The following is a 15,325-nucleotide window of genomic DNA, read 5'->3' on the forward strand; positions in this document are numbered from 1 at the left end:
TTCACCACCCGGAGGCCGTGTAGACGACCGTATCGACAGCGGGCTCACCCCAGGCCAGCTCGCGCAGCAAGCCGAGGGCGCCTTCCTCCGGGTCGATCAACTCGATCCCTCGGCGGACGTACTCCCGGCCCAGTTCCGGGCTGACCATTCCGCCGTGCGGGCCGACCGGCGCCCAGGGTCCCCAGTGGACGGTCAGCGCCCGTCGGCCGGTGCGAGCCGCCCACCGCGACCCAAGGCTCTGTAGCGCGTCGTTGGCCGCTGCGTAATCGGCTTGGCCGCGGTTGCCGAGCACCGCCGCGATGCTGCCGAACAGCACCGCGAACCGCGGTCCGTTCGGCAGTCCCTGCACCGCGTCGAGCAGCTCTCTCGCACCGTCCACTTTGGTTCCGAAGACCCGCTGGAAGGATGCCAGGTCCTTGTCCGCGACCAGTTTGTCCTCGATCACGCCCGCGGCGTAGACCAGACCGTCCAGACGGCCGTGCTCGCTGTGGATGTCCTTCACGAGCCGATGCACGCCTTCGGCGTCGTGCACATCCAGCGAGTGGTACCGCACGTCGCTGCCCAATTCGCGCAGTTCTTCCAGGCTCGTCCCGATCTCGCGCTGGGCTGAGATCTCGCCGACCGTCCGTTCGATGTCGGCCGCCGACCGTCGGCCCTGCGCGATCAGCGCGGCGCGCAAGGCCGCGCGGTCGGTCGCCGCCGCGATGGCCGGATCCTCCGGGCCGACCGGCGCGGCGGTCCGCCCGACCAGCTCGAGCCGACAGCGGCTCGCCGCCGCGAGCGTGGCCGCGAACCGCGCGGTGATCCCGCGCGCTCCGCCGATCAGCAGGACCACCGATTCGCGATCGAGGCCCAGCGCGCTCGCCTCCGCCGTGCAATCACCCGCAGGACCGGCACCGGTGGCGCCGAGCGGGCCGAGACCCGCCTCGACGAGATCGAATCCGTGCCGGACGCCGTCGCAGCGCCGCACCACGGGGATTCGATCCTCGGCGAGCAGTTCGGCGAGCAGTTCCTCGGCCAGTGCGTCCGGCGCGCGCCGCGGGTCGACCTCGACGAGCCGCGCCGTCGTGTCCGGGTATTCCCGAGACAGCGCGCGAAACAGCCCGCGCAGCCCGGCCGTGCGGTCGTCCGGCTCGGCGGCGGCCGACCGCACGGCGACCAGCCACTCCGGATTACGCAGCAGAGCCGCTCGAAATACCGGGAACGATTCCGGCAGCACCGGCGTGTCCGTGTCCGAGAGTCCATCGAGGTACCACACACCGTCCACGTGGCCGTCCGGCTCGCCGATCCGGTGGGTCGCTTCCCGGGTGACGGTGTCGGCGCCGAGCGCTGCGAGCCTGGTCGCCAGGCTCTCGGCGAGGCCGTTTCCCGAGCCCAGCATCACGAACCGCTTGCCGTGCAGGGCTTTTCCGCGTGCGAGGTCGCCTGCGGGGAGCGGCACCTCCTTCAGCAGCAGCCGTTTGGGCACCGCGCCCGGCCGAACCGCCTGCTCGGCAGGCTTCTCCGCGATGGTGTCGGGCGAACCGTCGTCCCGGGCCGGGGTTGCTCGCGCATCGGCGTCGTCATCACGGCGGGCAAGCAGCCACTCGGTGATAGCCGAAGTGGTTCGCGCCTTGGACAGTTCCTCCAGTTCGGTGTCGTCGAGTTCGGTCACCCCGGCGGTGTCGGCCGGGATGATCCTCCCGACCAGCTCCCCGACGATCTCGGCCCGCTTTATCGAGTCGATGCTCAGGTCCGCCTCGAGATCAAGGTCTGATTCGATCATGTCGACCGGGTATCCGGTTCGCTCACTGATCAATTCCGCGACCGCAGACAGGATGTCGTCCGTGGACAGCGTGACCAACGCCTGTTTCGGCTCGACGGTTTCGTGCGGCGGCACCGGAGCTTGCTCGGCAGCCGCCGAAACGGCCTGGAGTTCCGCGGCGGCGCGCGGTGGTGGCGCTTCCCCGAAGTAGCTGAGCAGCACGTCCCGCTGGGCGGCGACCATTTCCTGGCTGGTCCGCAAGAACTGGGAGATCAGCGCCTCCCGGTCGTGGCCGAGGGCGCCGCCATTGTTCACGGTGGCACGTTGCTGTAACACAGTGTCCCCCAGCGCTATACGTTGCGGCGGCTCGAGCGCACCGGCCAGCGCCGCGCCGGAGACGGTCCGGACACGGTGCCCATTGACGATCCACCCAGGCCGTTGCGGTGAGGTGGCGTGATAAGCGTCGATCGCGTCCCGTCCCTGGAACAGCCATTCCGTGTCCACTCGAACTCCGGACGTGGCCAGCCGCGCCAATGCCCGCAGGAACCCCGTCAGGCCCCGTCCGCCCTCGCAGCTCACCGTCCGATGTGGACGGTCACCGAGAATGTCCGATACCAGTCCCGTGAGCACCGAACCGGGGCCGACCTCCACGAACACCCGTGCGCCCTCGGCGTACATCGCCTCGACCTGGTCCCCGAACCGCACGGGTGCGTCGATCTGGGCGGAGAGTTCGCTGCGCACCTGCTCGGGGTGTGTGGGGTATCCGGCCGCGGTGCGGTTGGACCAGACCGGCACCTCGGCTTCGCACACCGGTGTGTCCGCGAGTACGTCGGCGAAGCGCTCGCGGGCGCGCCCCAGCAGCGGACTGTGGAACGCGCAGGCGACTCGAATTCGCTTGGCGCGCAGCCCTGCCGCGTGCAGCCGCCGCACCGCCGTGTCCACCGCGGCGCTCGGGCCGGAGACCACGGTTTCCTTCGGCGAATTCTGGTTGGCCACCACAACCCGGTCGGCGAGATCGGCGGCGCGAAGGGCCTCGGCGACCTCCCGCGCACCGGCGGACACCGCGGCCATCGCACCGGGGTCGGCACCGGTCGAGGAGAGGATCGCTTCGGCGCGAGCGGCACTGAGCTCCAGCAGCGTATCCGGGGTGAACGCCCCGGCCGCGCACAGCGCTACCAGCTCGCCGTAGCTGTGCCCCGCCATCATGTCCGGCCGTACCCCCGCCGCGGTGAGCAGGTCGTGGGCGGCCATGCCGACGATGCCCAGCGCGGGCTGGGCGACCCTGGTGTCGGTGATCCGTTCCTGCTGTGCCTTGGCCGTGGCAAGGTCGAACGCGACCGGCGGATAGAGGGCGTCGGCCCAGCGGCGGCCACGTTGCAGGTAGTACTGGACCTCCGGAAAGGTCACCATCAACTCGGCGAGCATCCCCGGGCTCTGGCTGCCCTGTCCCGGGAACAGGAACGCAACCGCACCGTCCCGGTCCCATTCCGGGTCGGAGACAAAGACACCACCCGAGGGGTCATCTTCGCCGGTTATCGCGCGGCGCAGCAGGCCGCGCAACTGTTCCAGGTCGCTGGCCACCACCGCGATCCGCACCGGTTCGGCGCGGGAGTCGGAGCGACGCGATGCGGCCAGTGCCACATCACGCAATCGCCATGGCTCGTCGGCGTCGACCAGTTTCAGCAACCGCTCGACCTCGCGGGTAGCGGCCTGCCGGTCCGCGCCCCGGAAGGTGAACAACTCGGCGGGCCACTCGTCGAGGGCGTGCTTCGACGGCGCCCCGCCCTCATAGGCTCGCAGGACGACGTGAAAGTTGGTGCCGCCGAAGCCGAACGCGCTCACCCCGGCAACCCGCTGCGCGGGGGCGGCAGCCCACGGCCGCGCCGCGGCGTGGAACACGAATGGGCTGGACTCGGCGTCCCACCCCGAGTTCGGCCGCGTCACATGCAGCGTGGGCGGCAACACCCCGGAGCGCAACGCCAACGCGGTCTTGATCAGACCGGCCATGCCTGCCGCGCACTTCGTATGCCCGATCTGCGATTTCACCGAACCCAGCACGCAACCACCGGGATTCGCGCCCGCATCGGTGAACACGTCGGTCAGGACGGCCAACTCGGTGCGGTCACCCACCATCGTCCCCGTACCGTGCGCCTCGAGCAGTCCGACCTCGGCGGGCGAGATACCCGCATTGCGATACGCCCGTTCCAGCGCAAGCCGCTGCCCCTGCGGCCGCGGCGCGGTCAGGCCCATCGACCTGCCGTCGCTCGACCTGCCCACCCCCTTGATGACCGCGTAGATCCGGTCGCCATCGCGTTCGGCGTCGGCCAGCCGCTTGAGCACCACGCAGGCCACACCCTCGCCGAGGACGATGCCGTCCGCCGAATCATCGAAGGAGCGCGACCGGCCGGTGGGCGACAGGGCATGCACCGACGAGAAGAGCAGATAGTCACCGATCCCGTTATGCAGGTCGGCGCCGCCGCACAGCACCACGTCGCTGGTGCCGAGGGCCAATTCCCTACAGGCCGCGTCCACCGCCGCCAGCGAGGACGCGCATGCCGCGTCCACCGTGTAGTTGGCGCCGCCGAGACCGAGCCGATTCGCGATCCGCCCGGCGATGACGTTGGCCAGCATCCCGGGAAACGAGTCCTCGGTCAGCTTGGGCAGCTGGGCGTCCAGCGCGGCAGGCAGCTCACCGAGATAGCCCGGCAGGCAGGCACGCAGCGAAATCGTACTGGACAGGTCGCTACCGGACTCGGCGCCGAAGATCACGGACGTTCGTGACCGATCGAAAACCCGCTCGCCGTATCCGGCATCGACGAGTGATCGCCACGCTGCCTCCAAAGCCAGCAGCTGCACGGGCTCGATACTGCTCAACGCGGTCGGCGGGATGCCGTAGCGCAGCGCGTCGAACGGGATGTCCGGCAGGAACCCGCCCCATTTCGACGCGGACGTCCCGTCGGCGCCGTCCGGCGCGTAATAGATCGCCGGATCCCAGCGGTCGGGTGACACCTCGGTGATCGTGTCCACCCCGCCGACCACGGTGGCCCCGAAACTGGCCAGGTCCGGCGCTCCCGGGAACATGCAGGACATCCCGATCACCGCGATATCGAGCGGGGCGGGGGCCTGCGGCTCGCCGCCCCGCTCGCTGAACCGCGTCCGCAGGTCGGCCGCGCGCCGGACGAAGTACGCCGCTGCCGCCGTGCTCACCGACTCGTGTAGCGCGCGGATCGTGGTGACCTCGCCGCGCAGGGCGGCGACCTGACCGGCCATGAACAAGCCCTCGGCGACCTGACGGTCGCGGTCGACCCGGGCCAGCGTGTCGCCGACTCGTTCGATTCCCTTGCTGGCCAGCCGCAACCGGCCGAGGTTGAGGCTTTCGAGCGTCTCCCATACCTGCCGGTCGGTGGCGCCCTGCTCGCGCAGTTCGTCCTTGACGGCCAGGAAGGTGTCGGTAAACGGGCTGCGCACGCACCGGGTGGCGTGGCCGGGCGCGGTCTCCAGGAGCACGGTCTGCCGCGCGGTCACCACCTGGTCCTGGAACACCGGCTCGATAGCGCCACAGCTCACCGCTTGTTCGGTCAGCAAGTAAGCGGTGCCCATCAACACGCCGATGGCCACCCCGCGCGCTGCCAGTGGGGAGGCCAGCGCGGCCACCATGGCCGCGGACCGCGAGTCGTGGATTCCACCGGCAAACAACACCCGCAGCCCGTCGGCCGACTCGGAGGTTCCATCCAGGTACTTGATCAGGACGTCGATCTGCGCTTCCCACAGCGGAAAGCTGGCACGAGGTCCGACATGCCCGCCGCACTCGGCACCCTCGAAGACGAACTTGCGCGCGCCCGCATCCAGAAACTGTTTCAGCAAACCGGCGGACGGCACATGCAGGAACGCCTCGATGCCCACCTCCTCCAGGGCCGACGCCTGCGAGGGCCGCCCGCCCGCGACGATCGCACACGGCGGGCGGATGGCGCGAATGACCTCGAGCTGGGCAGCCCGGATCTCCTCCGGCGCAAAGCCGAGCACCCCCACCCCCCAGGGCCGCCCACCGAGCACGTCGCGGGTCTGCTCCAGCAGAGCAAGGGTCTGCTCTCGGTCGGCCAGCGCCAACGCGATGAACGGCAGCCCGCCCTCGGCGGCGACCTGTTCAGCGAACAGCGCTTGGTCGCTGACCCGGGTCATCGGCCCCTGCACGACGGGGAGTGAGGTGCCCAGTGCGCGGCTCATCGGGGAGTCCGGGACAAGCACCTCCGCGAGCGCATCGCCTCGCACCGCGTCGTGAATGGCCTCGGTCACCGCCCGTACCGCCGTCCCGGCATCACCCCACTGCTCGGCGAACCGTGCGGCGAGAAAGCCGTCCTGACCGATCGGCAGCAATTGAGCGCGTAGATCGCGGGCGCCCAGCCGACCCCGGACGTCGGGGCCCTCCGGATCCGGTACGGCATCGTGCCCGCGCCTGCGCAGCACCCGGAACCCGTCGACCACAGTGGTCTCGGAGCCATCCATGGTGCGGATCGCGGCGGCGACCTCCCCGGGCACGTTCGACTCGGCCAGCAACGCCAACTGGGTATCCAGCACGACACCGGCCGCACCGCCGACAACGGCCGCGGCCGCGGACCGGGGACCGATTCCGCCACACGCCCAAATCGGAACATCCACTGCCTCCGCCGACAACAACTGCTGGAGCAGAACGAATGTGGTCAGCTCACCGATTCGGCCACCGCATTCGCAGCCACGGGCGACCAATCCGTGCGCCCCGTCCCGCACCGCGCGCAATGCCTCCTCCGAACTGGTCACCTCGACCAGCACTCGGAAGCGGGAGCGGAGTTCGGCGGGCCGCCACCGAGCGTCCGCGTCCAGCACCACCGTGCTGATGTCCGCGCCCTCCCCGGCCAGCTCGACCGGATCGAGCGCACAGCTACCCCCCAGCCGCACCCCGAACGGCCCCGGAGGCCAACGTCCGGCCCTGGCCAGTTCCTGCCGGGCTCGCCGGTCCCCCGTACCCAGATCGAGCACCCCGAGACCCCCCGCTGCGCAGATCGCAGCGACGAGCCGTGCATTGGGCTCGCCGAACGGACTGATTCCGATCACGGCCTCGGCCGCAGAGGACAAAGCCGTCATAGAGGCTCCCCCGCCCGGCCCATCGGGCAGTGTCGGAACTCGTTGGGGCGTCGGTAATATTTCTCATGTTCGGCAGTCACGGTGGGAATCCTCATCTCAGCTATCGATGGTGGTGCCCGAAAAACAGCGTGTCGCACAGATTTCCGTACGATCGGATCGGCGAGTAGTCGGTTGCGACGGGGATGTCGCTCGACGGGTGAACGCCGCCTCGCCGCCCGACTCTCGGTCTGCTGCGAGGCGGCCATCGCAAACCCTCTCAACTCGAAGCCTCAACTCGGAGTCGCGTCGATCCGAGTGATAGGTCGGCCGTAAAGGAACTGTTAGCGAGTGTGACACGAATTCATTCCAACTGGAAGTATTAATCACGAATCGCGATTGACATATCGAGGGCATTCGAGGAAACAAGAGAATGGGCAATGATATAGGACTGCTTTTGGAGTCGTTTAACTTGCGATACCACGCATGCAATGCACGTGGCACTCGATCAGCGAATCGCCTTCCCGCGGCGAGCATCTCCGCGTAACCAGCACTATCGGTGGCGTATCGACCGGCGACAGTGCGGTGTGCGTGCGGGAGGGCACCGTCCCGCGGAATCTTCGGCTCAGCCGTCCGCGCGCCGGGGCAGGCAGAACATCAAGGCCCACATCACTGTCAAGGCGGCTGCGACCCACCACAGCACGCCGGTGAACGCGGCGCGGTTGAGCGTGCTCGTGGGTGAGTCGCCGGTGGCGGAGAAGAACACGAGGCCGGTCAGTGCGATACCGAGGGCGTAGCCCAGCTGGAGTGCGGTGTTGAACAGGCCAGAGGCCGAACCGGCGTGCTCGTGCGGAACCTTCGCGAGAGTCAGATCGGCGATCGGTCCGCCGATCATGCCGAGGCCGAACCCGAGTAGCAGAACGGGGGCCGTCATCGTGAGCAGCGTCGAATCGGCTCGCGCGCTGCTGATCTGGATCCCGTAGGCCGTGATCGCGGCGAGGGTGATCAGGGCTCCGGTCTGGGGCAGGCGACGCGCGAAGCGTCCGGCGGTCTTCGTCGTGGTGATCGCACCGGCCAGCTCGCCGAGAGCGAGCAGCACGAAGGCCAGACCTGCTGTCACCGGGCTCATGCCCAGGCCACGCTGCAAATACAGCGTCCAGGTCATGAAGAACAGTCCGCACAGCAGGCCCAGCATCAGCTGCGCGGAAAGACCACCAGCGAACTGTCTGCCGTTGAACAGCGACAGCACTACCAGCGGGGCATCGTCGGTGCGGCGCTGTTGGTGGCGCAGGAAGACGCCGAGCACAAGCAGACCACCGGCGACCATGGCCCAGCACCACAGCGGCCAGCCGTGGGCGTGGCCTTCGGTGAGCGGAAAGACGATCAGCACCATCGCGATCGCGGACAGCAGCATGCCGGCGAGGTCGAGTCGGTCGGCCTTCGCCGCGGTCGACTCGGTGATGAACTTGCGTCCGAGGATGATCACGGTGAGCCCGATGGGCACGTTGATCAGGAAGATCGGCCGCCAGGACAGTCCGAACAGGTCGGCCTCGGTGAGTAAGCCGCCCAGGATCGGACCCAAGACGTTGGCCATCGGCAGGACGGCTCCGTAGAGGCCGAAGGCCCTGCTGCGGTTTTCGCCGTCGAAGGTGACGTGGAGGGTGGCCAGAACCTGCGGGATCATCACGGCGGCGGCTCCGCCTTGGAGTACGCGGGCGGCGATCAGCATGCCGGGGTCGGCCGCGATGCCGCACAGCAGCGAGGCGAGGGTGAACCCGACGGTGCCGAGCAGGAAGGTCTTGCGGCGGCCGTAGATGTCGCCGAGCCTGCCGCCGGTGATCAGCCCGAGCGCGAAGGTCAGCGCGTAACCCGCGGTCAGCCACTGCAACCCCGCTGGTCCGGTGCCGAGTGACTGCTGGAGCGTAGGAAGAGCGGTGAGGACGACCGAATCGTCGAGGATGCTCATGAGTTCGCCGGTCAGAACGACCGCGAGGGCGATCTTCGAGGACACGTCGAGCGGGGTTCGAGCCGAAGGTTCGGGGGTTGGCTCGGGCTCGTTGTCGAGCGCGGAGGAATTCACGGTAGGACTCCCGGTTCAGGAATCGGGGAGCTCGCCGTCGACCACACCAGGACCGGACAACACGAAACCCAGGGCAGTCGGCAGAGCTGCACCCGGGAAATGACAGAAAACTGCAGGGGTGGTGACGCAACTCAGGCCAGCGCGACGTCCGCCCCCGGACACGTTCGGAAATCAGGACGTGGGGGAACACGGACGGCTACATGGCCTGGGATATAAGTCACCACCTCGAATCCACTACAGAAGGAAGCACGGGAACTCGACCACGATACGACACTGCCCGGGTCCCGCGCACACCAGATATCCGCGAGCATCCGAGCCTCGAACAGGTTCTGCACCACGCTCGAAGGGATCGGAATGAACCACCCTGCCACGTGGCGCTCATTTCGTGGCACGCATAACCCGTGTGCATGGCGGGCATGCGCGGTGGTCCTTCGGGGGCCGTCTTCATTATCGGCTTCATTGCCAGCCGGGTCAGGGGAGGATCCCGGTATCCGTCCGATTCGGGGGTGGTCCGGAGGTGCCGCGGACGACGAGTTTGGGTTGGACGGCAACGTCGCGGGCTGGGGTGTCGGGGTTTTCGAGGCGATCGGCGAGGGCGCGGACGGCGTGTTCGGCTTGTCGGGCGGGGTCCTGGTTGACGGTGGTGAGGTCGATGTGGATGAGCTGGGCGAGGGGGCTGTCGTCGTAGCCGACGATGGATATGTCGCGCGGTGGCCGCAGGCCGTCGCGCCGGAGCCCGTCGAGCAGCCCGACCGCGGTGCGGTCGTTGCTGGCGAAAACGGCTGTGGGTAGGGGAGTGTCGGCGGTGAGCAGGGTGGTCGCGGCGGCGAGGCCGGAGGCTTCGGTGTGGTCGCCGGGCAGGATGCGGATACGGTCGGCGAGTCCGTGGCGCTGCATGCCGGTGCGGTAGGCGCGGCGGCGAGCGGCGGAGCCGGAGCCGGAACCGCCGTCGATATGGGCGATGTCGGTGTGCCCGAGTTCGACGAGATAGTCGATCACCTGGCGCACGCCGTGGGCTTCGGCGGCATGGACGGCGCCGACGCCGGTACCCGGTGCGCTGCGGCTGATGGCCACGGTGGGCACTTGTCTTCCGACGGTGGCCAATTGCTCGCTGGTCAGTGTGGGCCCGAGCAGGATCAGGCCCTCGCAGCGATGGCCGAGCAGCGACTCGACGACCTGTCGTTCATTGCGGGTGGGTGCGGTGGCGGCCAGCAGGATGTCGTAGCCCAATTCCGCCGCGATCGGGTAGATTCCGTCGACCAGGTCGGCGTGGAACAGGTTGCGCATGGTGACCACGACCCCGATGACGCCGCTGTGGCTGCGGGCAAGCAGGCGAGCGGCGGTGTCGGGCCGGTACCCGAGTTCGTCTGCGGCGCGGAAGATCCGGTCGCGGGTTTGTGCACTGGCGCCCGGCCGATCGCGGAACGCCAGCGAGACCAGGGCGCGCGATACTCCGGCGTGCGCGGCGACATCCGCCATCGTCGGCTTGCCACGTCTGCGCGCGGTTCGCGAGTCGGTCACCGGTGGTCCTCTCCAGCCTTGACATCGTCTGTGATCGCCACCATAGTAACGGACTAGAGCGCGCTAGTAGAGCGCGATAGGTCCCACTTTCCAGGGAGTTCCAGTTATGACAACGACGTCACCGCCTCATATCCTCGGCAATCTGTGTCTGGGCTCGGCACCGGACTCGTGGGGTGTGTGGTTCGCCGACGACGAGGGTCAGATTCCGTACACGCGCTTCCTCGACGAGCTGGTGGTGGCCGGTTACACCTGGTTCGAGCTGGGACCCTACGGCTATCTGCCCACCGATCCGCGGCGGCTGGCCGAGGAGGTCGACGCCCGTGGGCTGCGGGTGTCGGGCGGCACCACGTTCGGCGCGCTGCATCGGCCGCGGGAGTGGGACGATACGGTGGCCGCCACCCGGCGGGTCGCGGAGCTGACCGCCGCGGCCGGTGCGCATCACCTGGTGTTCATTCCGCCGATGTACCGGGACGAGAAGACCGGCGCCTATACCGAATCGCCGGAGCTGACCTCCGAGCAGTGGGCCGGATTCGGCCGCCGCGCAAGCGAACTCGGCAAGATCCTGGTCGAGGAGTACGGCGTGCGGCTGGTGCTGCACCCGCACGCCGACAGCCACATCCAATCCCAGTCCGAGATCGAGCGCTACCTGAACGAGAGCGACGCGCGCTACGCGAATCTGTGCCTGGACACCGGGCACGTCGCCTACGGGGGCGGCGACGCGGTGGATCTGATCCGCCGGTACGGCGAGCGGATCGGCTACGTGCACATCAAACAGATGGATCCGACCGTGCTGGACGCCGTTGCGGCGGAGAATCTTTCATTCGGTGAGGCGGTCTCGCGCGGGGTGTGCGTGGAGCCACCGGCCGGTGTGCCCGATCCGGTGGCGGTGGTCGAGGCGCTGTCCGACCTGGATGCCGACCTGTTCGTGATCGTCGAGCAGGATCTGTACCCCTGTGCACCGGAGGTGCCGCTGCCGATCGCCAAGCGCACCCGCGAATTCCTCAATGCGCGTGGGGTGGACGTGCCGGGAAGCGTGGCATGAGCATGCGGGCCGGTGTCATCGGCGCCGGAGAGCGACGGCAACCATACCGGCGGCGCTTGCGCGTCCTGATGATCGTTGCGACCTTCGGGGGCTTGCTGTTCGGCTACGACACCGGCGTCATCAACGGTGCGCTCGCTCCGCTGAGCCGGGATCTGCATCTCGGACCGTTCACCGAAGGTGTGGTCACGAGCTCGCTGCTGTTCGGCGCGGCCGGTGGCGCGTTCTTCGGCGGTCGGCTGTCGGACCGGCACGGCCGCCGTCGTCTCATCCTGGTGCTGGCCGCGGTGTTCGTCATCGGCACCGTGGGCTCCAGCCTCGCCCCCGGTACGGGTGTGCTGGTGGCGTTTCGGTTCATCCTGGGCCTGGCCGTCGGCGGCGCATCGGTGACCGTTCCCACCTACCTGGCCGAATGCGCGCCCGCGGAACGCCGCGGACGGCTGGTCACCCAGAACGAGCTGATGATCGTGTCCGGGCAACTGCTCGCCTACACGATCAACGCGATCATCGGCAATGTCTGGGGTGAGCACGCCGGGATCTGGCGGTGGATGCTGGTAGTCGCCACGCTCCCGGCCGTGGCGCTGTGGCTGGGCATGCTCGCGATGCCGGAAAGCCCTCGCTGGCTCGCCGCGCACGACCGGTTCGCCGAGGCTCGCGCGGTGCTCGAGCAGATCCGGCCGGCCCCGCGCGCCGCCACCGAGCTCGCCGAGGTGCGTGAGCTTGCGATGGAGGACAAGCGATCTCGCACGGGCGGCTGGGCCGACCTGGCCACGCGATGGATTCGGCGGCTGGTGTTCATCGGAATCGGTATCGCGATCGTGCAGCAGATCACCGGCGTCAACTCGATCATGTACTACGGCTCGCGGATTCTCGCCGACTCCGGATTCTCCACCAACGGCGCGCTCGTCGCTCAGACCGCCAACGGCGTCATCTCCGTGCTGGCCACCATCGTCGGAATCTACCTGTTGGGCAAGAAGAATCGGCGTCCGCTGCTGCTGGCAGGGCAGGTCGGCACCACCACCGCGCTACTGCTGATCGGCGTCTTCTCGCTGGTGCTGCCGCCGGGTGCGGGCCGGGCCTCGGTAGTACTCGTGCTGACCGCGACCTTCCTGGTATTCCAGCAGGGGGCGATCTCCCCGGTCACGTGGTTGATGCTGTCGGAGATCTTTCCGCTCCGATTGCGCGGCTTCGGCTTCGGGCTCACCGCGCTGGTGCTGTGGCTGACGAACTTCGCCATCGGCCTGCTGCTCCCGGTACTGGTCGGCGCCATCCACATCTCCGGCACCTTCTTCCTGTTCGCCGCGCTCGGCGTCGGGGCGATCGTCTTCGTCGCCCGATACGTGCCCGAGACCCGGGGCAGATCGCTGGAGACCCTCGAGCACGAACTGCATGCCCGGCTGGCCTGAGCGGGTGCTACCCGGCGTGATCGCGTCGAATACGCCTCCACCGGCCGCATCACGGCCGAACCGCGGATGCCGCAGATACTCGTCGGCGACATCGACGATCAACAATTCCTCACCCTGGAGTCAGCGGACGTTCGGGAAGAACGGCGCTACCGGAAAACAGGGGACTGGCACGGCGGTCGATGGGGACAAGGCGTTGAGGACGTATCGCCAGGCGCGTTCGTTGTACATCAGCGCGACGTGCTCGGATCGGTCATCGGGGCAGTCGTTTTGCAGCAGGATGTTGGTTACCTCGGGACCGTGCAAAAACTGCTGGTCGTAAGGGGTGACTATCTCGTCGTTTCGGGTGACGATGGTCGTGTAGGTGACGCCGGGACGGGTGTCTCCTTGTCCGTAGACCTCCGCATTCAGCTCGGAACCGATCGCCTGCTGGGTCAAGGCGGGCCACGCCGCGCCGATCAGGTCGTAGATCCACCAGCCCACCGGTGGCACGAAGCTGCGCAGATACACCAGATTGCTCAGGGTGGTGCCGTGGTTGGCGGGCCCGAGGCCGATCATCTTGTCCACCTTCGCGTTTCCGCCGAGCACGTTGAGGTAGTACAGCGGCAGCACACCGCCGCCCTGCGACGCGCCGACCAGGTCTGCCTTGGTCGCGCCGGTCGCGGCGAGGACTCGATCGACGAACGATGCCAGGACCCGGCCCGATTTGCGGATGTCGTCGAGGGCCTGCAGCGGCAGTTCCGGCAGCCACCAGGTATTGCCGAAGTTGAACGTATAGACGCAGTAGCCGTTGTTCTTCAAATAGGGTGAGCCCGCCTGCCACGCGAGTGCCTGTGTGGTCGCGGTCGGGTTCACCAACACGACCGGATTCGGATGCGCCGCAGTCGGTTTGCAGTTCCAGTCATTGGCGCCGGGGGGTGGGTTCTCGGGAAACAGGCCCGGTAGAATCCCCGCGCCGAGATCGAACGGCACCGGCAGCGGTCCGGTCGCCGGATCCGCCTTGGCTGTCCCCTGGCCGAAGGCCGCTGCGGCACACACCGTCAGTGCCGCCACCGTCGGCAGAAATCCGGTCTTCCATCGCGCTGGCTTTCGCGCATCCATCCGAACTGTCCTATCTCGTGCAGTTGCTCAGGAACATAGATCTCGAATGTGGTGTCGCAGGTGGCGTGTGTCGACGTGTTCGCGTCGGCCTCGAAGCTCGATGTCCACGGTTGTGGACCTGCGGCAGTGGAAAATGAATATTCACCGGACAGCCTTGTGCGCTGTCGACTTGTCTTCCTCGGTGCGTGACCGACCGTTGCGGCAGTCCGGCTTCGGTGCGCCTTGCAGTCCGCCGCGATCGCCTGGCACCGCGCCAACCGCCCGAGTGCTCGCCTGATATGGAACAGCTAGGTTCCTGGCGACTCGTCCGGATAGCGCTGCCGATGTACTACTGACGCGCAGACTAATTCAGGCATTATCCGACCGCAATAGCTTTGTGCACATAGCTGCCCGGCGGAGATTCGGGTTGTGCGTATCGACAACGGAATCCCGCATGTCGCAATATCCACCCGACTGCCCGTGCGCGAGACCAAGCCGGAGAAATTGCCCTCGGGCGGGTTGCGGGGAATGGTCGAGGATTTCCTGCGCGACAATCCCGGGCAGGACTTCAGCTCGACCGCGCTCGAGCATCGGCTCGACGACATCCACCAATGCGACCTGTCCGGCGGGGGTCACCGGCCTGGTAGCCCTCGGTGGCCTTCGTCGCAACAAATCCGGTCGATGCATCGAGGTCGCCGCTCTGCAACGCATGAAATACAACGGTATCCACAATTTGGTGTTTCACGATGCCACCGCTGCTGCTCCATGAATGAAAGCCCGAGCTACACGAGTGGTTCGCCGCCGCTGGGGTGGACGACATGGCAGTGGGTTCCGGTCACCGTGCCCGTGCCGTCTCCGGCGTCCATCTTCAGGCAGGCCACCAGATACCTTCCTGTAAAGGCTTTGTCGGATCCTTCGGCCGGGCTTTCCACGTCGTCGCTGCGGATAGCCAGATTCTGACCCTTCTTCGTCGCACCTTTCCGGGGTGCCTCCCCCTTGACCACGCAGCCGGTGGCGACAGCGTTGTACACCTTGACCGTCTTGTCGCCGTCCGGTAGCGAGACCTTCTCTTTTTCGACATAGCGGACGGTGACAGCGTCGCATTGATAGCCGTTGAAGTCTTTAGCCGGCTCGGCCGCGACTACTGCGGCAAATGTTAGGGGCGCAAGGATTGCGCAGGCGAGAATGCCGAGAACTTTCGCAACTGTCACTGTGTCCCTCTTCGCGAGTGCTGAGCTAGGGCTGAACCAACGAACAGTCTTCGAGACAGTAGAGCGCCTGGATGGAAGCGGTCGACGAGAACACGCCACGCGAACGATTCGGTCACGACGCCGTCCCGGCGGCCAATGCGCGGTATGCCGCAT

At 67.7% G+C, this 15,325-nt stretch carries 7 protein-coding genes; 2 read left to right on the forward strand and 5 right to left on the reverse strand.

Annotated elements, in window-relative coordinates:
• Position 1 precedes the first annotated feature (1 nt).
• The 3 genes from HPY32_RS05930 to HPY32_RS05940 form a co-directional block, all read right to left on the reverse strand.
• Positions 2 to 6,862, reverse strand: a complete 6,861-nt coding sequence (locus tag HPY32_RS05930; RefSeq protein WP_067592903.1) for a type I polyketide synthase — start codon at positions 6,860 to 6,862, stop codon at positions 2 to 4.
• A gap of 601 nt (positions 6,863 to 7,463) precedes the next feature.
• A complete protein-coding gene (locus tag HPY32_RS05935) occupies positions 7,464 to 8,918 on the reverse strand; it encodes an MFS transporter (protein ID WP_067592900.1) in 1,455 nt (484 codons plus the stop codon).
• A gap of 471 nt (positions 8,919 to 9,389) precedes the next feature.
• Entirely contained in the window at positions 9,390 to 10,439 is a 1,050-nt protein-coding gene (locus HPY32_RS05940; protein WP_231951823.1) for a LacI family DNA-binding transcriptional regulator, read from the reverse strand.
• A 106-nt stretch (positions 10,440 to 10,545) separates the two neighbouring features.
• On the opposite strand from HPY32_RS05940, the gene HPY32_RS05945 reads away from it, so the two are divergent.
• Together HPY32_RS05945 and HPY32_RS05950 are read left to right on the forward strand one after the other, a co-directional pair.
• Positions 10,546 to 11,481: a TIM barrel protein gene (locus HPY32_RS05945; RefSeq protein WP_067592894.1), complete on the forward strand. Its 936-nt coding sequence runs from the start codon at positions 10,546 to 10,548 to the stop codon at positions 11,479 to 11,481.
• Positions 11,478 to 12,884: a sugar porter family MFS transporter gene (locus HPY32_RS05950; RefSeq protein ID WP_067592891.1), complete on the forward strand. Its 1,407-nt coding sequence runs from the start codon at positions 11,478 to 11,480 to the stop codon at positions 12,882 to 12,884. The genes HPY32_RS05945 and HPY32_RS05950 overlap by 4 nt, the downstream gene beginning before the upstream one ends.
• A gap of 120 nt (positions 12,885 to 13,004) precedes the next feature.
• On the opposite strand, the gene HPY32_RS05955 is transcribed toward HPY32_RS05950, so the two are convergent.
• Together HPY32_RS05955 and HPY32_RS05960 are read right to left on the reverse strand one after the other, a co-directional pair.
• Positions 13,005 to 13,934 (reverse strand): esterase/lipase family protein, encoded by a 930-nt coding sequence (locus HPY32_RS05955; RefSeq protein ID WP_231951821.1) that lies wholly within the window; start codon positions 13,932 to 13,934, stop codon positions 13,005 to 13,007.
• Positions 13,935 to 14,743: 809 nt separating this feature from the next.
• Positions 14,744 to 15,172, reverse strand: coding sequence for a hypothetical protein (locus tag HPY32_RS05960; protein WP_156674659.1), 429 nt, complete (start codon positions 15,170 to 15,172; stop codon positions 14,744 to 14,746).
• Positions 15,173 to 15,325: the final 153 nt, after the last annotated feature.

This window comes from Nocardia terpenica (assembly GCF_013186535.1).
Taxonomy (GTDB): domain Bacteria; phylum Actinomycetota; class Actinomycetes; order Mycobacteriales; family Mycobacteriaceae; genus Nocardia; species Nocardia terpenica.